The organism is Chrysosporum bergii ANA360D (assembly GCF_029891735.1).
In the GTDB taxonomy this organism is placed as follows: Bacteria; Cyanobacteriota; Cyanobacteriia; order Cyanobacteriales; family Nostocaceae; genus Umezakia; species Umezakia bergii.
The window spans coordinates 1-17,967 of sequence record NZ_JANQDH010000113.1 but is presented as its reverse complement, the minus strand read 5'-3'; the positions used below and the strand labels follow the sequence as shown (position 1 = coordinate 17,967).

Below are 17,967 nucleotides of genomic sequence, written 5' to 3'. Positions count from 1 at the left end.
ATAAACCAAAACATTATATTCTTCTGGGTCAATTAACCAGCCCAGGGTAGTACCATGATTTAAACAATGCAAAATATTTCTAGTAACTTTGGTTGTATTTTGTTGAGGAGAGAGAATTTCAATTGTCCAATCTGGATAAGTGTTAAATACATTGGCTATGTTGCCTTTTTCATCAACAGGAATCCTTGACCAAGTAAATACCGCCACATCGGGAACGAGGGAACGCCCACCGAAGGTACAGCGTAGTTCTGGGAAGGCCAAAGCAATTTTTTGGGTTTCTACCACATTATTAATTACATTAGCCGAGTGCAGCTGTAATCTACTATGTTTACCTTGAGCCATGGGTTTTTGGATAATTTCACCGTTGATGTATTCACTGGCTGGTTTGGTTTCTGGTAATTGTAAAAATTCTGCTAAAGTGATTGGGCGGGTTAGTGTTTTAATCATTATATTTTACCCCTGCTCTATTAATACTCAGTTTAGCTTCTCAGCAACAAAATATCAGCAAAATATGTTTTTAGTTTATTTGCATGGCATGATCGGTATTTTGAGATGATTTCAACCATACTACTATGACTGAAAATACAAATTTTCGTATTGAACGGGATTCTATGGGCGATCGCCAAATTCCCAGTAATGTTTATTACGGTATTCAAACATTACGAGCAATAGAAAACTTCGCAATTAGCGGCATTAAGCCCCTATCTACTTACGTAGATGCTTGTTTAATCATTAAAAAAGCCACTGCAATTGTTAACGGAGAACTCGGCTGTATTCCCCTAGATATCAGTCAAGCCATTGTTCAAGCAGCTGATGAAATCCTGGCGGGAAAATTACGCGATCAGTTTGTGGTAGATGTGTATCAAGCCGGGGCTGGAACTTCTCACCACATGAATATCAATGAAGTTTTAGCAAATCGCGCTTTAGAAATTCTCGGCGCAGAAAAGGGAAATTATCAGCGCGTTAGTCCTAATGATCATGTAAACTATGGTCAATCTACCAATGATGTGATCCCTACAGCAATTCGTATTGGTGGGTTATTAGCACTCACCCACACATTGCAGCCGGCTTTAGAAAAAGCCATCACCGCGTTAGAAACTAAAGCGGTAGAGTTTCAAAACATCGTTAAGTCAGGTAGAACCCACCTGCAAGATGCTGTACCCGTGCGTTTAGGTGAGAATTTCCGCGCTTGGTCTCACATACTATCAGAACATCAAAACCGCATTTACACCGCTTCAGGGGATTTAATGGTGTTGGGATTAGGTGGTAGTGCAGCCGGTACAGGTATGAACACTCATCCCCAGTATCGCCACCGGGTAGTAGAGGTTATTTCCCAAATTATGGAATCACCCATGGAACCCGCGCCTCATTTAATGGCTGCTATGCAGAGTATGGCACCTTTTGTCAATGTATCCGGGGCTTTACGCAATTTAGCCCAGGACTTAGCCAAAATATCTCATGATTTGCGGTTAATGGATTCAGGACCGAAAACTGGTTTTAAAGAAATTCAACTACCCCCAGTACAACCGGGTTCCTCAATTATGCCGGGTAAATATAACCCAGTTATGGCAGAGATGACATCAATGGTATGTTTTCAGATCATGGGTTATGATAACGCGATCGCCCTAGCGGCTCAAGCCGGACAATTAGAATTAAATGTGATGATGCCTCTAATTGCCTATAACTTAATTCATAGCATGGAAATTCTCGGTAACACCATCGCCGCTCTTACTGAACGTTGCATTGAAGGAATTACAGCCAACAAAGAACGCTGTTTAGCCTATGCTGAGGGCAGTTTAGCATTAGTCACAGCACTAAACCCCCACATTGGTTATTTAAATGCCGCCGATGTAGCGAAGGAATCATTAGAAACGGGTAAATCCATCAGACAAATTGTTTTAGAAAAAGGGCTAATGAGTGAAGCCCAATTAGCAACAGTTTTAAACCTAGAACAAATGAGCGCTTTGCATTAAGTCTTCTTGGCCCCTGTCCTCAAAGGAAAGGGGCTGGGGCGGGTCAAAGGTTTGATACAATTGTTTGTATGTTAACTAATGTAACATATCATCTATGCAGACCCAAAAACCATCTGTTAGTCTCATTCGTGCTACATCCTATGAGCAGGAAGCTTTACGAGCATCTTTAGTTACCCTCCTCCAACCTCTAGGAGGAATATCTGCTTTTGTTAAACCGGGAGTTAAAGTCTTACTTAAACCCAACTTGCTCACAGGTTCCCGCCCCACGAAAGAATGTACAACCAGGCGTGAACTGGTTTATCAAGTGGCGCAAATGGTAATACAAGCGGGTGGTAAGCCATTTTTAGGCGATAGTCCCGCTTTTGGTAGCGCTAAAGGAGTAGCAGAAGCCAACGGCTATTTGCCACTGTTACAAGAATTAAACATACCTATCATTGAGTTTCACGGTAAACGTTACCAAACCATTAATGAAGACTTTAATCACCTGCGCCTCTGCAAAGAAGCCATGGAAGCAGATGTGGTGATTAACCTACCCAAAGTCAAATCACATATACAGTTAACCTTAACCATGGGGGTAAAAAATCTTTTTGGTTGCGTTCCTGGTAAAATGAAGGCCTGGTGGCACATGGAAGCGGGGAAAGACCCACAACGATTTGGTGAAATGTTAGTAGAAACTGCCAGGGCAATTAATCCCAATTTAACTATATTAGATGGTATTATTGGTCATGAGGGCAATGGTCCTAGTGGTGGTGAACCGCGTCAATTAGGAGTTTTGGCAGCCTCAGCAGATGTATTTGCCTTAGACCGGGCAATGGTAGAAATTCTCAACGTCAAACCAGAACAAGTCCCGACTATAGCTGCTTCTCAAAGCTTAGGGCTTTGTCCACAACTAACAGAAATAGATTTTCCTAATTTACATCCTCACTTACTGAAAATAGAAGATTGGCAACTACCAGAAAGGTTAATGCCCATTGATTTTGCCATGCCTCGTGTGCTTAAATCCACATTTAAACATCTTTACATTCGGTTTATTAAAGAACCAATGAGTGTTTACAGTCGAGGCTAAGGTTAACCCCGATGTCTGAAGCCATTAGCTCTGCTCATGGTTAATATTTCGGTCAATCTTTACAATAGTTGATCAATCTAACCCACTCCGGTGGGTTGATTTTTTATCGAAAAAATGGGTATATGACTGTATAATAGAAGTGTTCTAGAAAAAATTATTCCCTTATGCTGCAAAGGTTATATGTACATAATTATAGATGTCTAGAAAATTTTGAATTTACCATGACAGAAATGTCATCTGCTCTCTTAATCGGTAAAAATGGTGCTGGTAAATCAACTATTGCTCATGCTTTAGCAGTGCTTCAATCTATTGGTAGAGGTGTTAATAGAGTGGGACAATTGGTGGAATCTAAAGATTTTGCTCGTGGTCGCTTTGATGTGCCTATACGGTTTGAAATAGAAGTATTAATTGAAAATGAATTATATAAATATATTCTGGCGTTAGAGCTACCGGAAAAATTTAAAGAACTGCGAGTTTTGTCAGAACAACTATTAGTTAATAACCATGTTCTATACTCTCGCCAGGAAGCAAGGGTTACTCTGTATACATTACAACCGCGAGATGCTCAATTTTTAGTTGATTGGCGTTTGGTAGCTTTACCACTCATTCAAGACCAGTCTGAAACTGACCCCTTACACATTTTTAAGACTTGGCTGGCGCATATTGTTATTTTAGCACCAATTCCTAGTTTAATGACTGGGGATTCCCACGGGGAAACCTTAGAACCAAAGCGAGACGGTTCTAATATTGGGGAATGGTTTTCTGGTTTACTTGGTAGGTATCCTGCGGCTTATAGAGAGATTGACAAATATCTACGAGAGATTATGCCAGACTTTCAAGATTTTTTGAATGAATTGGTTGGAAAAGACTTTAAAAGCTTGATTGTGAGGTTTGAGGCGGAAAATGCCACTTTAAATGTCAACTTTACCGACTTATCTGATGGGGAAAAGTGCTTTTTTCTGTGCGCTGTGGTATTAGCAGCTAATAAGTCCTATGGTCCTCTTTTTTGCTTTTGGGATGAACCGGATAACTATCTTTCTATCTCTGATGTGGGACATTTCATTACAACTTTGCAGCGCTCATTTGGGAAAGGTGGGCAAATTTTAGCAACTTCTCATCATCCTGAAGCTATTGGCAAGTTTTCTAATGAAAATACTTTTCTACTTTACCGCCATAGCCACTTAGAACCTACTTTAATTAAACCGCTTAGTGATATATCTGTGACTGGGGATTTGATCAATACCTTGATTTGTGACGATGTTTGACGCTCCCGGTCCTACAGGATCGGGGCTTGTGTCTCGTTTTATGGTCACTTGCTCTGATAGACTTTCGCCTAAAAGAGTAGAGGTGGCGAGTCCTACGGCGTTACTCCGGGACTACCCGCCCCTAGCTTGTCTAGGAAGATTTAAAATATAAATTGCTGTATTTGTATCTCTATTAGCTCCCATCCACAAACACATATATGAGTGTGAGTTGATGTAGTGGTTTTCGCTGCTTAGTGAGGTAAATGCTTAAGAAGCAGGACTGGTGGTGAGCGTAGTGGAAGTATGCTTATGTTACAAGACTTTTTTGTATCTCATGTGTTTAAGAAATGCTATTCCTTAGAAAAAGTAGTTAGAATAATATCAACACTCTCTACTAGAGAGTAAACCTACAAAAAAAAGAGACGAATTTTAAACTTTGTATGAATGCAAATACTCAGTCTGCCAGCCCTACCGATACATATTCCCATCGTTTGGCAGACATTGTGGGAACTGCGATCGCTCTAGTGACTCTTACAGTACCTGTGTTTGTCATTGCCCACTATTCAACCGATGTTCCTAATAACCAGCTATCTCCTCCGTATACAATCCCAAAAACAGGCAATTAAACCACAATAATCAATAGAATTTAGTTACAGCACATAGATCCCCGACCTGGCTAACAAGTCGGGGATCTGCATATTCCCATAAAATACCCTGGGCAGAAGTCCATCTAGGCTTTAAAATTCTACAACAGGAGCCATACATAGTGCTGCCTAAATTTACCGTTATCAGAGGAGTTTGTTTGTGGATTTATCCCGTATTCCAGCCCGACCAAAGCCGGGTATACTCAACGTTTTAATTGAAATCCCCGGTGGGAGTAAAAATAAATACGAGTTTGACAAAGATTTACAAGCCTTTGCCCTGGACAGAGTGCTTTATTCTTCGGTACGATATCCTTATGATTACGGCTTTGTACCTAACACTTTAGCAGATGATGGCGATCCTCTCGATGGCATGGTGATTATGGATGAGCCGACTTTTCCCGGTTGCATCATTCCGGCACGACCCATCGGTATGTTAGAAATGATTGATGGAGGCGATCGCGATGAGAAGATTCTTTGTGTTCCTGATAAAGACCCCCGCTACGCTGGAGTAAAATCACTCAAGGACATAGCACCACACCGACTGGAAGAAATCGCCGAATTTTTCCGCAGTTACAAAAATTTGGAAAAAAAGGTGACACAAATTCTCGGTTGGCAAGATGTTGATCAAGTTTCTGCTTTAGTAGATAAATTCGTCCGGGCTGCCGGGGCATAATCATAAAGGTTAAGAGTTAAGAGTTTTGAGTTAGAATTTTAATTTTAATTTTAATTTTAATTTTAATCTTAATTTTTTATCCTTAACTCCTAACTCTTAACTGTCCCAGGCGTTGATGGGAACAATAACAACCTGAACGGGTTGGCATTGCCAAGAAATGCACCAAAAACATCAAAAAAAAATGCAGCGTACTATCCTTTTGGCTAAAATTCACAATTGTACCCTCACTGGGGCAAATATCAACTACGTTGGTAGTATCAGCATTGATGAAGTTTTATTAGACAAGGCTGGCATTTTACCCTATGAACAAGTACAAGTGGTGAATAATGCCAATGGTCAGCGTTTTATCACTTATACAATACCAGCCCCGGCTAATTCTGGGGTGATAGAGTTAAATGGGGCAGCAGCACGTTTAGGCGTTACAGGCGATCGCTTGATTATAATGACTTATGGGCAGTTCACCCCAGAGGAGTTAAAAGATTACTCACCTACGGTAGTGATTGTAGACGAAAAAAATCGACCGTTGGAAGTACGGCACTATGATGACCTGCTCAGTAGGGTCTAATTATTAAGAAAAATGTCTAACTTTGATTTGTCCAGTTCTCCAAGCCACATCACAGCACAGCCAATTATTCCCCTAAGTGATTCTGTGGGGGAATTTATGGTAAAGTTCTGGGGTGTCAGAGGTTTAATTCCTACTCCATCCAGTAGCACACACCGCTATGGGGGTAATACTCCTTGTGTGGAAATGTATGTAGCTGGTAAACACCTGATTTTTGATGGTGGTACAGGTTTACGCATACTAGGTAAAACTTGGCAACAACTACAAGAACCACTAGAAGCTCATTTATTTTTTACTAATTCCCAATCAAATCATATCCAGGGCTTTCCTTTTTTTGCCCCCGCATTTGTTAAAGAAAATAGTTTTCATATTTACGGAACAGCAGCATCTAACAGCGCTTCTATTAAACAGTGTCTCTGTGACCAGATGCTCCAGCCCCTGTTTCCTTATCCTCTCCAGGCTATGCAATCTCAATTGCAATTCCATAACATAACAGCAGGGAGTACAGTAAATTTAGATGATGTGATAATTACCACAGCGTTAGTTAACCATAACCAAAGATCAGTGGGCTATCGCATCACCCACCAAAAATACAGCGTGGTCTACATTACAGATTTACAGGAAAATCTTGAGCAAATGGAAGGCGATGGCATTTTCCAGATTATTCAAGACACTGATTTACTCATTGCCAATGCCACATACAATCCTCCCACAGCATACAACCATCAAGCCACTGATCTGCACTGGAAAATTGCGGTAAAATTGGCAAAAAGCGCCAATGTGAAACAATTAGTCATCTCCCAGCACCACCCTGATGATAACGATGATTGTCTTGACCAACTACAATTAGAAATTCAATCCATGTTCCCCCAAGCATTACTGGCTTGGGAAGGTTTAGTATTATCAGTAGGTAAGTAGTCGGGGGAAAACTTCAAAATAAACCTTGAAATATTGACACTCCCACAGCTAAAAGCCGGTGGGATTCTTACTTTTATTGAATAATTTAGTCTGTGGAACTTTGGTATTCAAATTAACTTTGTTCTTGAGGAACTTGTGTTATTTGTCCTCTCATCTTTTCTTGATCGCGACGGCGTTTTTTAGCGTAAAGCTGAATGGTCACCGCCATCAAAATAATTAGACCAAAAACACCCCATGCGGTAATATCTGTGGGTAAATTGTCCTTAAACACCGCCAACAACACAATTACCAGCAACAAAACCGTTGGCGCTTCATTTAAAGCCCGCAACTGCTGACCACTCCAGCGACACTCATCTATAGCCAACTGTTTCATGAGACGACCACAGTAAAAATGATAACCGAGTAACAAGGCTACAAACAGCAATTTAATATGTAACCAACCCTGTTTTAAAACATCGGGTTCAGTGGTTAATAAACCTATAGCCATTGCCACTGTGACTAACATTCCTGGAGTGGTGATAATATGATATAGGCGCTTTTCCATAATCTGATACTGATTTTTGAGGATGGTTTTTGCAGGTTCGGTTTCTTGGTTGGCTTCCACATGATAAATAAACAAACGTACCAAGTAGAACAACCCCGCAAACCAAACTACAATCCCAATTAAATGAAATGCTTTAAACCAGGAATAAGCCATGAATTTAAATCTCCATTAGTGTAATTATGATTTTTTGCTTTTTTTGACAGTTCCCGCGGTTAACCCAGGGGTATTGTCCATTCTAAGTCAGAATTGGCTTTAGTTAGAATACGGTGTGTTTCAACCAGGGGAGATGTCAAATTGTACGCACAAATGGCAAAAGGTCTGGCAAAATCTCCCGGTGGTAGTGTTCTTGGGGGTAATGCCCTACATGATTGATTTTGATTAATTCAACATTAGGTGTAAAATTAGTAAACTTTTCTGCTATATCTATAGATAACCAAGGATCAATCATTCCCCACTGAATGAGAATAGGTTTTTGCCATTGTGGAAAGCCAGACTCTATTTCTGCCATTGCTTGCTCTAATTGTAAGTTGCGAATGGTGGCTAATAAACTCCGCCCTGCAGTGGAAGCTTTTAAAAACGGTCGGCGATAAATGTCTAAGTCTTGATCTTCAATGCGATAACGACTACCACCTTCTAAAGTCCGGTCAACTAAAAGAGGGTCTTGGGTGATCATTTCACCGGCTAAAGGTAAACCCATTTGCTTAATTTTCCAAGGTAATTTGGCTATGGTGGCAATTGGTGTGTTTAAAATAACTATGTTAGCTACTTGTTCAGGATAGCGTAAGGCGTATTGTAAGCCCACAGAACCTAAAAAACCTTGGACTACTAAAGAAAAACGTTCTAACTCCAAAGCTTTGATAAATCCGGCTAGGGCAGTGATAAAATCATCAGGAGTGTAGGCGAAGTCTCTCTTTTCTGGTTTGGCAGAAAAACCATAACCAATCCAATCAGGAGCGATCGCTCTTGTTCCTTGACTCCCCAAAGCCGGCATAATATTCCGCCAACTGTAACTCTGTGCAACTAAACCGTGTAGTAACAACACTGGTAGTAAATCAGTTCTGCCCATGGGTGAACACTCGCGATAATACCATTCTAGAGAATCTACTGTAATTTTATGTTCTGTTAAAGACACGCTAATTTCCTAATTTAACTTTCATTGTGATTGCTTAGAAGTAATCATCTCACGAATTGCCTCAGCTGTGGCGGGTGCTAATAAAACTCCATTGCGGTAGTGTCCAGTAGCTAAGAGAACATTATTAAAACCTGGTAATTGTTCAATCACAGGTGCGGGGCGGCCTTGAGGACGGGGACGTAAACCAGACCAAGAGTGAATTATGGCAGCCCTAGCTAAATCTGGGCAAAAAGCCAGGGCTTGCTGCCAAACTTGTGCTAAGGTATCTTGACTGGGCGGTATTTCACCCCCATCACTAGGAAACTCTACTGTTGCACCTACCCAGTAATCACCGCCTCCTATTGGCACAATATTAACATCATTACCTGTAATCACTGGCTGAAACTGAGGGTTACCCAATGGGTGGACTAAATTTATATGTAATGCTTGTCCCAATACCGGGCGGATATCAACTATTTGCTTTAACCCTGCTGTTAGTGGTGTGGAACCCAGCCCTGCAGCGACGACAATCCAATCAGCAGTAATTTTTCCTTGGGTAGTTTCGACTACACTACATTTACCAAGTTGATTAATTTCTACTATGGGGGTATCCATCCCCAAAACGGTTACACCAAACTGACAAATTACCCCATTGTTTTGGGCTGCTGCTACTAAAGCCAAGGTCAAAGCCCTGGGATCCAGTTGGCGGTCTTGAGGAGAATAAACTGCGCCAATAATGTTAGTATGATTAACTTGAGGACAAAAACTTTTTAGCTGCTGTGTATCCCAGACTTCTAGTTGACAACCTTGAGCATGGCGAATGGCTGCTAAGTTTTCCCAATCTGCTAAATTTTCATCTTCCCCCAGCAAATTCACAATACCTTGGCGATTAAAAGGGATTTTATGCCCTGTGATGGCTTCTAGTCTGGGAATTAAGGTTTCGTAGCGTTCAATGCTACTTTGTCGCCTTTTCCAGGCTTGACCCTTGACTTTATGACTAATTACCCCCATCATCACCCCCAAAGCCGCCCCTGTGGAAGCTTGGGCTGGTGGTTGACGGTCGATAACCGTAATTTTTAATTCTTTAACTAAGCTAAGTTCATAGGCAATGGCCGCCCCGATGATACCACAACCGATGATCAGTACCTGAGTCATTCACTTTTCGCCTCCTGATCCCATCTTACAGGAATTTTCAGGTCAATAGACCAAGGCTATCCCACGAGCCGAGATTGTCGAGGCTTCACCCGATTTTGTTGGTATTACCGATGTAGCGAACCTCTTGGGATGCTCTCGACAAAATATTCAAATGTTTTAGTTCTTATGAAGCTTCCTTTGTGGACTATTCAAGAATCCCCCGGCTTTTAGCCGGGGGGGGTATCAAGCAGCCCCAAATTAACCAAGTGTGAATGTAGATTTTACCCTAACTAACTTCTGGTGCGGTGCTTAAATCCGGAAGCAGTTGTAAAAACTCGTCAATATCCCGCACTGCTTCTTGGTAGCTATTCAAAGCCATCAGGCTATTACTGGAGCCAGCAGCTTGATCAACTTTGACCAAGTGGTTGAGCAAATCTCGGGTTTTTTGTCTGGCTATGGGTTGGGCAGAAGGTGCTAGGTTGGGAATAACATAAGTCATACTCAATCTGGCTTCGGTCATGGGACCATGTATAAAGTTACTAACATTAATCCAATCTTTTTGATCAATGAGTGTTTTCAGTTCTTCTGTGCGATCGCGCACAGCCTGAATTTTGGGTACATATTCCTGAATCCTCTCTAGTTGAGTTGCTGTGTAAGTGGGGGGTGCAACTGCAACGCTGGGGCCACCACAACTGATAAGTAATGTGGCCAAGCATACTAAAATCACAGACAAAATCGAGGGTTGACGTGCCATAAACTGAACTAAATGTATTTTTTTGCTACTAATTAACAGAGTAATTTTAGATCGTTGGGGTGTTCTATAGCATTTCTTAAACAGGTGAGACACAAATGTAAATGATCAGAGGTCTTATGGTTGTACTTTACCTAAATTACTGGGTATTTTGGAAAAAATTAAGTATAATTACTCAAGATAACCATGGTTTAATAAATCTCAACATTCCCTGACTGAACTAATAGGAGTGTTTTTTTAGTGAACGCATCTGAACAAGCAACTAATCTTGAGCTAGCCAGTAAAATTGCTACAGTGGTTAATTTGTTTAAATTAGAGTTTCCCGATGCTAAATCAGACCTCAAGCCTTGGAAAGACGACCCCCAAACTAGGGAATTAGTAGATCCAGATTCCATAGACATCGGCTTTCACTTTCCTGGAATTAGCAAGTCTTGGCGCAGTCGCAGTGTTTTAATTCAAATCCGCTTTTACCAAGATCCCATCAACTACTCACGTCGCGCCATTGGGTTAGAGGTGGCTGGATTTGACCATCGCGGCCAAGCCTGGCGACTGTCTACTGTGGACAACTGGAGTTTTGTGGGTATGTGCGAACCTTCGCCCCAAATCGGTGAAAAACTCAAGCAGATTTGTTGGCACATTTTGGAAGTGTTTAACAAATCTAGCGACTAAACCGACTATGGGCATTAATGATCACCAATTTGACTTTGACCGGTATTTTTTACGGATGTCATCAAAATAAGTAAAAATATTTTTAAAATATTTTTAAAATATTTATATTCCCATCCAAAAAAATCACACCCGATAAGATCATGGCTCCAAGCACAATTAACCAAGTAATCCACCATCACCACGCCCGTGGTAGAACTCAATTAAATTGGCTCGATAGCTATCATACATTTTCTTTTAGCAACTTTTACGATTCCAAGCGCATGGGATTTCGTACCCTGCGAGTAATTAATGATGATACCATCGCCCCTGGTGCTGGATTTCCTCGCCACAGTCACCGGGATATGGAAATTCTCACCTATGTACTATCGGGAGCGGTGGAACATCAAGACACCTTGGGTACTGGTTCAGTAATTTATCCTGGTGATGCACAAATCATGAGTGCTGGGACTGGAATCGCCCACAGCGAATTTAATCACTCACAAACAGACCCATTACATCTGTTGCAAATTTGGATTTTACCCAATACTCAGGGACTAACACCCAGGTATGAACAAAAATCATTTCCTGGAGAAGAAAAGCGCGGTCAATTACGCTTAATTGCTGCTACAGACGGGCGTGATGGTGCGGTAACAATTCATCAAGACGTTAACTTGTATGCTTCTATTTTAGAATCAGGAGATATTGTTAACTATCAAGTTCCACCATCACGTTATACCTGGTTACAAATAGCCCAAGGTCAAGCCCGCTTGAATAGTCAGCAACTTACGGCGGGTGATGGGGTGCAAATCAGCGGAGAACAAAAACTGCAAATCACCACGGACACCAGCACTGAGTTTTTACTGTTTGATCTGGGGTAGGTAATTAAATTAAATTAACATCAATGAAAATAAGTTATGGCATTTCTTGAACAGGTGAGACACAAATGTAAATAATGGTTTTGTAGCGCTCAGTATAAGTACAAGTCCTGCTTGTTAATGATGTACCTCACTTCGGCAAAATTTGCTATATGTTGTAGGGTGGGTTTTTAACCCACCATGATTTTAAATATTCATAATTATCTGATTGGTGGAGGCTTGTTAGAGCAAATTCTGGGGTATAATGGGGAAGTCTACACTGGAGCCTCACCCCAAGGGGCAAAGGTGGCGATTTTATTAATTGCATGGTTGAATAGATAATGTCTAAAAAGCGTAACTCATCATCACCTAGTCACCTGTTTTCTCTGGAAATACCCCATAAATCAGAACATTGGAAGGAGGTAGTAGCCCAGGTGGGGTATCGCTTTAACCGACAATATCAAAAGCAAGACCTAGAACTACCAGCAGAAATTAAAGCAATGCCCATATATCAACAATGGGAGGCGGGGATATTGTTAGGAAAAACCGCTTCTCCTTTTTGGGAAGTTGCTCAACCTAAAAAAAATCAGCACTGTTTGGATATTGGCTGTGGTGTTAGTTTGTTAATCTATCCCTGGCGAGACTGGGAAGCATATTTTTATGGGCAAGAAATCAGCACAGTGGCACGGGATACTCTTAATTCCCGTGGACCACAGTTAAATTCTAAACTATTTAAAGGTGTGGAACTAGGGTCGGCTGATCAATTACACTACTCTAATGATCAATTTGATTTGGCGATCGCCACTGGTTTTAGTTGTTATTTTCCTTTAAAATATTGGGAAGCGGTGTTAGTGGAAGTTAAGCGGGTTTTAAAACCGGAGGGACATTTTGTTTTTGATGTCCTCAACCCAGAACACGCCGAATCAGAAGATTGGGCAGTTTTAGAAACCTATCTGGGGGCGGAAGTATTTTTAGAACCTGTAGCCGAGTGGGAAAAGGTGATTAAGGCTAATCATGCCAAAATACTGGCCCGGCGACCAGGAGAATTATTTGATCTTTATAAAGTCAAGTTTTGAGCAGCCGTCCGGGGGTTAAAACGGGATTTGAAATTTTTGAGATGATTATGTCCGGGGAATAAATTCCCCGTCTAATAGCTAAAGTCGGTTAACACCGACTAAGTTGTTTTGAGAAATAGGGATGATGGGATTTAGCAGCGCAAGTCCGGGGAATAAATTCCCCGTCTGATAGCTAAAGTCGGTTAACACCGACTAAGTTGTTTTGAGAAATAGGCATGATGGGATTTAGCAGCGCAAGTCCGGGGAATAAATTCCCCGTCTAATAGCTACAGTCGGTTAACACCGACTAAGTTGTTTTGAGAAATAGGCATGATTGGATTTAGCAGCGCAAGTCCGGGGAATAAATTCCCCGTCTAATAGCTAAAGTCGGTTAACACCGACTAAGTTGTTTTGAGAAATAGGGATGATTGGATTTAGCAGCGCAAGAGCTTATAACTCAGGGATGAGGATTTAAGTATTTATGTTCACAAAAATTAGGTCAGATCAACTCAACATAGGAGTTACTTATGGCTGACGCTATCCAAAACGTTGACTTAGATACTACCATCTCTGCTTTACAAAGAGATATTACCTCAATTCCAACGGATCAGGCAATGGCTATCATCAACACTTGGGAGCAAGAACTCTCAGGAACTGACCTGGCGGAGGACTTAGGGGAACTGAAAGAAGCTCTTTTGAGTGGTGATGGTGAAGCTATTGCAGATATTCTGGTTGATTTAGGGGAAGATACTCAAACCGCGGCTGCTAATATCACTGATGATATAGCAGATAAAGTGCGGCAAATAGGACAGATTTTATCACGAGCAGGTAGTTCTTTAGCTTAAAAAGCAGAAGTTTTAAGCCCTCTAAATGTAGTGCGAGCATCTTGCTCGCTCCTATTGGTTTAACTATTTTCAACAATAAAGATCAGCAATATTCTCACAGATATTTATACCCTTGGATACTTGACAAATGTTGTGTTATGGTATCCAACTTATCAGTACTAACTAATTGACTAAAATTCTAGTTAATAACCCTGAGATAATACAGCAGATAACTGATGGTGTATCAGTGTTTATGTGTAATTAAGATGATTTATTTCGCTGAATATCTTGATAATTCTTTACAAGAATTAAGTGATTATTCGTATAAATTCAGGTGACGATTTATGGTATCCAGTAAAGGTATACTAAATAAAATAAATACAGGCAGGAGTAATCTATTTAATAATGGGAGTAATCTATATAGGCGATCGCCTTACTGGTAAAACGCACTTAGCATTAGAGCTAGCCAACCCTAGAAACCAATATGTTAAAGTTCTTAATCAGGATTATGAAAACCTGCAAGCAATGTTACTTGATGAGAATCAAACAGGAACTAGGGCAACAGATGCTGCACAGGGGATTTATGAGCGTTCTCTGGAGGTACAAGTCAGACTACCCACGGGTAATAAACCCATCAATGTAGATTGGATAGACACCCCCGGAGAGGTGTGGCGCAAAAGTTGGCAAAGTGATAATCAAGAGGAGTGGAGTAGAGTGTTAGACGCTATTCGTGCTAGTGAAGGTATTTTACTGATCTTGCCACCATATCGGGAAATGAATTTTCATGCCGGGGTAGACTCAGAAGAATTTATGAGTCAGCAGCAGTGGTGTAACAGGTTTAACCGTTGGGCAGAGTTTTTCCAGCAAGACTGCTCTAAATTAAGGCATCTGGTGATTTGTTTAAATAAAGCAGACCTGTTTTGTAATTTGGAACAAGAAGCCGCCAAACTCACCTACAACCCCAACGGGGCGCAAATGAACTGGCAACAACGGCATATATATGTGTTACAAAGGTACTTCCGACCCATTCAACCCCAACTACAAGAAATTAATCAAAGTATTCGCGGCTTGTCCTTGCGCTGCTTTATCACATCAATATATAATCGGTCAGTTTTAGAACTGCCTTGGATATATTTAGCCAGCTTTTTAGCTAGATAAACTGTTTGCTAAATCCAATCATCTGTATTTCATCAACATAGTGCGGGCATACTATAATTATACTTCGGCTATACTTCGGCTACGCCCAGTACTAAGCCCCCAGTACTAAACGCCCAGTACTAAGCCCCCAGTACAAGTCCTGCTCGCTACAGTTATACAAATTAAATGCTTAATAGCTTAAACCAGCACAAATATGGGAAACATTAGAGTAATTGGCCCAAAGGGATCGGGGAAAACCACCTACCTAGCGGCTCTAGCCTACCAACCCACTAAAGCCAGTGGGAAAAAGCAAAATTTCACAGTCCAACCCCTGAATGAGGATACTAAACACCTGGCAGACAAAGCGGAGAACATCATTTGTGAAGGAGCATCTCTAGAACCTAGTATTACTTATGTTACAAATATTTATGACTTACCGGTTTATTCATTTAACATAGAAGTTACCACTGGTTTTAAGAAAGAAACCATCAATTTAGTCGTTAGAGACTATCCTGGTGAAATCTTTGACGAACTAGAAGAGGGGTCTTCTAATCCTTTATATGATGAGTTTATAGAAGAATGTTTAACTAAAGATGTGAATGGCTGTTTAATTCTGCTCACAGAATGGAAACGAGGAACCGATAAATTTTATAGTCGCGTTATACAACGCTTTATTCAACTGATGGACATCCACGAAAGAAGCAAGGATTTACGGTTAGCAGTGGCTATGAGTAAATGTGAACGAGGAGAACTATGGCCTGGTCGCCTTGACCCGGAAATTGATCTATTTGACATTCATCTACCCAAGACTAAATATATTTTGCGGGAGAAAATTCCGGCAAAAAATCTCAATTTCTACGCCATATCAACTTTTGGAGTTCTAGGGCTTAAGGACCCCCGACCCAACCGGGTGATGGAATGGGGAAAAGACAGTATGGGATCGGTTTTAAGAGAAGCAGACCATTGGCAACCCTACGGTATGATCTCTCCTCTTTATTGGTTAAGTACAGGTAGGAGGATTAAAGATCATGCCTAATTGGTTTGCTGTTAAGTCAGAACCCCAACAAAGTAACGCGGTGCTAAGGGTAATAGGCGATCGCGGTTGTGGTAAAACTGCCTATATGGCCTCATTAGCTAGGTGGCCTAATGCTGATCCCACTAGCCCGGTGCAAACTGTTATCCCAGTGGGGGATTCGGGAGAGGAACTAATCAGCAAAGCTCAAAACATCCTAGAACAAGGGTTAGAGCTAGAGGCTACGGATTTAAAAGATAGTAATTTAACAGATTACACCTTAAGCATTACCCTTAAGGATCAATTCTCCTGGCAAAACGCCCGAATTAAGAGCAACTCCCCACTAATTAGCCTGAATATCAGCTGCAAAGACTACTCAGGAGAGTTTTTTTCTGATTTGTTGCACCAAAGCAGAAACCCCAAACTACAAGAATACTTAGAAGATTGTTCCCTGGCCACAGGGATTATGTTCTTAGTGGATGGTAACAGTCGGGGCAAAGATTTTGAATATGCCCATGGTATAGATAAATTTTTAACTACCCTTGACCGCACAGACATAGAACAGGGAACCCGCAGAGTAGCTTTAGTTTTGAATAAATGTGAGCAATCAGAATTGTGGGTAAATCGACATAAACCCGCTTTTTTAGCGGAAGCTCGCTTTCCCCAAACACAGCGTAAACTAGAAGCCTGGCAACAACTAGGAGCAGGCAAACTTAACTATTTTACCGCTTCTGCTTTTGGGATGTTAGGTAATAAATATCCAGAACCCAACGTCCAAATACTGCGCCGTGGTAGTGATGGTGTTAGCGCCATCATCAAAGATCCCAAGCGCTGGCGACCATTTGGGTTAGTAGCTCCCATTTATTGGCTATGTACAGGTCAACGCCATAAGGAATTAGATCAAGGGTAAACACATGAATAATCGATCACCTATAACAATTCACGAATTTAGCACAGGTATTAATCCCCGCAGAACAAATAACGGTTGGCTGTCACAGGGATTTACTGGAAAATATATGAACGCCACTCGCGACCCTATTCCCGAAGAGGTGGAACGTTCCATAGCTAACCGAGAGTTTGCCCTCAGCGAGGGATCATCCAGTGAACTACCAGCCATTATTGGCAGAGTAGTAGGAACAGGAGACAAAATCTGGTCAGTATTAGCCATAGTTACCAGAGGAAGAGATGAAAAAGGGCGCAGCCTCTCGGTTTATCGTTATTTCTTATCCAAGGGAGGGGATAGACTCTCGATAATACTAAATTGGTGGGAAGGCAAGAAACCCATCTTTGACCCCTTTGATATTAAAACTCTCGAATCTCGAATCTATCACATTTATCCTGATTCAACTCCTACAAGTGATATTTCTGAATTATCGCCAGAAACCTTGACTAAGCCTCACCCCATCCTGCTATCACCAAAACAATATGATCTGCTTGATCTGCGAACTATCAACAGCAAAGCTATTGAAAAAAGTAAGAGTTCTAAATTACCTGTATCTTGGGCGTTTAATGTGGAAGCACTGGAAAAACCCCGCAGCTTTCTAATAATTCGGCCAGCATCTCAGCGGGCTTATGACATATTAGAAAGAGCAATTAAACAAACACCACAATTTTCTACATCAGCGCTAGTGGATGAAGAAGCCATAAAATCAGCAATTCGCGGTTTAATTAACAGTTCCCAAGTCAAAGCGGAAGCGGTAAAGGTGATTACCGATGCTTTAGCAAATCAGGAAATGACGCTGGAACATTGGCACAGCTTATTTGATGGACAGGGAGCAAGCATTGCCATTGCTAAAAAAATTTATAGTCCTCCACTG

General features: G+C 41.2%; 20 protein-coding genes and 1 pseudogene. 16 read left to right on the top strand and 5 right to left on the bottom strand.

Features of this window, described 5'->3' with window-relative positions; all coding sequences use genetic code 11:
* Window positions 1–447 (bottom strand): Uma2 family endonuclease (locus tag NWP17_RS16100; protein ID WP_280655888.1); only part of this gene is annotated, 447 nt, incomplete at its 3' end.
* A 125-nt stretch (window positions 448–572) separates the two neighbouring features.
* Between NWP17_RS16100 and NWP17_RS16095 the strand changes: the two genes are divergently transcribed.
* From NWP17_RS16095 to NWP17_RS16065, 7 genes are all read left to right on the top strand, one after another.
* Window positions 573–1,973, top strand: coding sequence for an aspartate ammonia-lyase (locus NWP17_RS16095; RefSeq protein ID WP_280655887.1), 1,401 nt, complete (start codon window positions 573–575; stop codon window positions 1,971–1,973).
* 94 nt (window positions 1,974–2,067) lie between these two features.
* Complete coding sequence (locus tag NWP17_RS16090; protein ID WP_280655886.1) at window positions 2,068–3,039, top strand: Npun_F2552 family protein; 972 nt, start codon at window positions 2,068–2,070, stop codon at window positions 3,037–3,039.
* Window positions 3,040–3,203: 164 nt separating this feature from the next.
* Window positions 3,204–4,304, top strand: a complete 1,101-nt coding sequence (locus NWP17_RS16085; protein WP_280655885.1) for an AAA family ATPase — start codon at window positions 3,204–3,206, stop codon at window positions 4,302–4,304.
* Between the two features lie 419 nt (window positions 4,305–4,723).
* The gene (locus tag NWP17_RS16080; protein WP_280655884.1) at window positions 4,724–4,909 is read left to right on the top strand and encodes a TLTLP motif-containing protein; all 186 of its coding nucleotides are present in this window, start codon (window positions 4,724–4,726) and stop codon (window positions 4,907–4,909) included.
* Between the two features lie 178 nt (window positions 4,910–5,087).
* Window positions 5,088–5,600: an inorganic diphosphatase gene (locus NWP17_RS16075; protein ID WP_280655883.1), complete on the top strand. Its 513-nt coding sequence runs from the start codon at window positions 5,088–5,090 to the stop codon at window positions 5,598–5,600.
* A 181-nt stretch (window positions 5,601–5,781) separates the two neighbouring features.
* Window positions 5,782–6,165, top strand: coding sequence for an aspartate 1-decarboxylase (panD, locus tag NWP17_RS16070; protein WP_280655882.1), 384 nt, complete (start codon window positions 5,782–5,784; stop codon window positions 6,163–6,165).
* Window positions 6,166–6,177: 12 nt separating this feature from the next.
* Window positions 6,178–7,080, top strand: a complete 903-nt coding sequence (locus NWP17_RS16065) for an MBL fold metallo-hydrolase (RefSeq protein ID WP_280655881.1) — start codon at window positions 6,178–6,180, stop codon at window positions 7,078–7,080.
* A 112-nt stretch (window positions 7,081–7,192) separates the two neighbouring features.
* Here NWP17_RS16065 and hemJ read toward each other — a convergent pair whose 3' ends face one another.
* The 4 genes from hemJ to psbQ form a co-directional block, all read right to left on the bottom strand.
* Window positions 7,193–7,777, bottom strand: a complete 585-nt coding sequence (hemJ, locus tag NWP17_RS16060) for a protoporphyrinogen oxidase HemJ (protein ID WP_280655880.1) — start codon at window positions 7,775–7,777, stop codon at window positions 7,193–7,195.
* A 136-nt stretch (window positions 7,778–7,913) separates the two neighbouring features.
* Window positions 7,914–8,756, bottom strand: a complete 843-nt coding sequence (locus NWP17_RS16055; RefSeq protein WP_280655879.1) for an alpha/beta fold hydrolase — start codon at window positions 8,754–8,756, stop codon at window positions 7,914–7,916.
* A 21-nt stretch (window positions 8,757–8,777) separates the two neighbouring features.
* Window positions 8,778–9,890 (bottom strand): NAD(P)/FAD-dependent oxidoreductase, encoded by a 1,113-nt coding sequence (locus tag NWP17_RS16050; RefSeq protein WP_280655878.1) that lies wholly within the window; start codon window positions 9,888–9,890, stop codon window positions 8,778–8,780.
* Between the two features lie 265 nt (window positions 9,891–10,155).
* A complete protein-coding gene (gene psbQ, locus NWP17_RS16045) occupies window positions 10,156–10,623 on the bottom strand; it encodes a photosystem II protein PsbQ (RefSeq protein WP_280655877.1) in 468 nt (155 codons plus the stop codon).
* A 237-nt stretch (window positions 10,624–10,860) separates the two neighbouring features.
* On the opposite strand from psbQ, the gene NWP17_RS16040 reads away from it, so the two are divergent.
* From NWP17_RS16040 to NWP17_RS16000, 9 genes and pseudogenes are all read left to right on the top strand, one after another.
* Window positions 10,861–11,289, top strand: coding sequence for a hypothetical protein (locus NWP17_RS16040; protein WP_280655876.1), 429 nt, complete (start codon window positions 10,861–10,863; stop codon window positions 11,287–11,289).
* A gap of 140 nt (window positions 11,290–11,429) precedes the next feature.
* A complete protein-coding gene (locus tag NWP17_RS16035) occupies window positions 11,430–12,146 on the top strand; it encodes a pirin family protein (RefSeq protein WP_280655875.1) in 717 nt (238 codons plus the stop codon).
* A 177-nt stretch (window positions 12,147–12,323) separates the two neighbouring features.
* Window positions 12,324–12,464: a hypothetical protein gene (locus NWP17_RS16030; RefSeq protein WP_280655874.1), complete on the top strand. Its 141-nt coding sequence runs from the start codon at window positions 12,324–12,326 to the stop codon at window positions 12,462–12,464.
* The gene (locus tag NWP17_RS16025) at window positions 12,464–13,198 is read left to right on the top strand and encodes a class I SAM-dependent methyltransferase (RefSeq protein WP_280655873.1); all 735 of its coding nucleotides are present in this window, start codon (window positions 12,464–12,466) and stop codon (window positions 13,196–13,198) included. The genes NWP17_RS16030 and NWP17_RS16025 overlap by 1 nt, the downstream gene beginning before the upstream one ends.
* A 506-nt stretch (window positions 13,199–13,704) precedes the next feature.
* Entirely contained in the window at window positions 13,705–14,022 is a 318-nt protein-coding gene (locus NWP17_RS16020) for a hypothetical protein (RefSeq protein WP_280655872.1), read from the top strand.
* A gap of 384 nt (window positions 14,023–14,406) precedes the next feature.
* Window positions 14,407–15,159 carry a hypothetical protein gene (locus NWP17_RS16015; RefSeq protein WP_280655871.1) on the top strand — a complete coding sequence of 251 codons (753 nt, stop codon included), beginning with the start codon at window positions 14,407–14,409 and terminating at the stop codon, window positions 15,157–15,159.
* 193 nt (window positions 15,160–15,352) lie between these two features.
* Window positions 15,353–16,174, top strand: a complete 822-nt coding sequence (locus NWP17_RS16010) for a hypothetical protein (protein ID WP_280655870.1) — start codon at window positions 15,353–15,355, stop codon at window positions 16,172–16,174.
* Window positions 16,167–17,060: a hypothetical protein gene (locus NWP17_RS16005; protein WP_280655869.1), complete on the top strand. Its 894-nt coding sequence runs from the start codon at window positions 16,167–16,169 to the stop codon at window positions 17,058–17,060. Before NWP17_RS16010 ends, NWP17_RS16005 begins: the two co-directional genes overlap by 8 nt.
* A gap of 4 nt (window positions 17,061–17,064) precedes the next feature.
* Window positions 17,065–17,967 (top strand): annotated as a pseudogene (locus NWP17_RS16000) (hypothetical protein); the annotation flags it as partial.

Excerpts from the sequence above, each read along its gene's own strand:
- NWP17_RS16095 (WP_280655887.1), top strand. The coding sequence starts at position 573 with ATGACTGAAAATACAAATTTTCGTATTGAACGGGATTCTATGGGCGAT.
- NWP17_RS16090 (WP_280655886.1), top strand. The coding sequence starts at position 2,068 with ATGCAGACCCAAAAACCATCTGTTAGTCTCATTCGTGCTACATCCTAT.
- NWP17_RS16085 (WP_280655885.1), top strand. The coding sequence starts at position 3,204 with ATGCTGCAAAGGTTATATGTACATAATTATAGATGTCTAGAAAATTTT.
- NWP17_RS16080 (WP_280655884.1), top strand. The coding sequence starts at position 4,724 with ATGAATGCAAATACTCAGTCTGCCAGCCCTACCGATACATATTCCCAT.
- panD (WP_280655882.1), top strand. The coding sequence starts at position 5,782 with ATGCAGCGTACTATCCTTTTGGCTAAAATTCACAATTGTACCCTCACT.
- NWP17_RS16065 (WP_280655881.1), top strand. The coding sequence starts at position 6,178 with ATGTCTAACTTTGATTTGTCCAGTTCTCCAAGCCACATCACAGCACAG.
- hemJ (WP_280655880.1), bottom strand. The coding sequence starts at position 7,777 with ATGGCTTATTCCTGGTTTAAAGCATTTCATTTAATTGGGATTGTAGTT.
- NWP17_RS16050 (WP_280655878.1), bottom strand. The coding sequence starts at position 9,890 with ATGACTCAGGTACTGATCATCGGTTGTGGTATCATCGGGGCGGCCATT.
- psbQ (WP_280655877.1), bottom strand. The coding sequence starts at position 10,623 with ATGGCACGTCAACCCTCGATTTTGTCTGTGATTTTAGTATGCTTGGCC.
- NWP17_RS16035 (WP_280655875.1), top strand. The coding sequence starts at position 11,430 with ATGGCTCCAAGCACAATTAACCAAGTAATCCACCATCACCACGCCCGT.
- NWP17_RS16030 (WP_280655874.1), top strand. The coding sequence starts at position 12,324 with ATGATTTTAAATATTCATAATTATCTGATTGGTGGAGGCTTGTTAGAG.
- NWP17_RS16025 (WP_280655873.1), top strand. The coding sequence starts at position 12,464 with ATGTCTAAAAAGCGTAACTCATCATCACCTAGTCACCTGTTTTCTCTG.
- NWP17_RS16020 (WP_280655872.1), top strand. The coding sequence starts at position 13,705 with ATGGCTGACGCTATCCAAAACGTTGACTTAGATACTACCATCTCTGCT.
- NWP17_RS16015 (WP_280655871.1), top strand. The coding sequence starts at position 14,407 with ATGGGAGTAATCTATATAGGCGATCGCCTTACTGGTAAAACGCACTTA.
- NWP17_RS16010 (WP_280655870.1), top strand. The coding sequence starts at position 15,353 with ATGGGAAACATTAGAGTAATTGGCCCAAAGGGATCGGGGAAAACCACC.
- NWP17_RS16005 (WP_280655869.1), top strand. The coding sequence starts at position 16,167 with ATGCCTAATTGGTTTGCTGTTAAGTCAGAACCCCAACAAAGTAACGCG.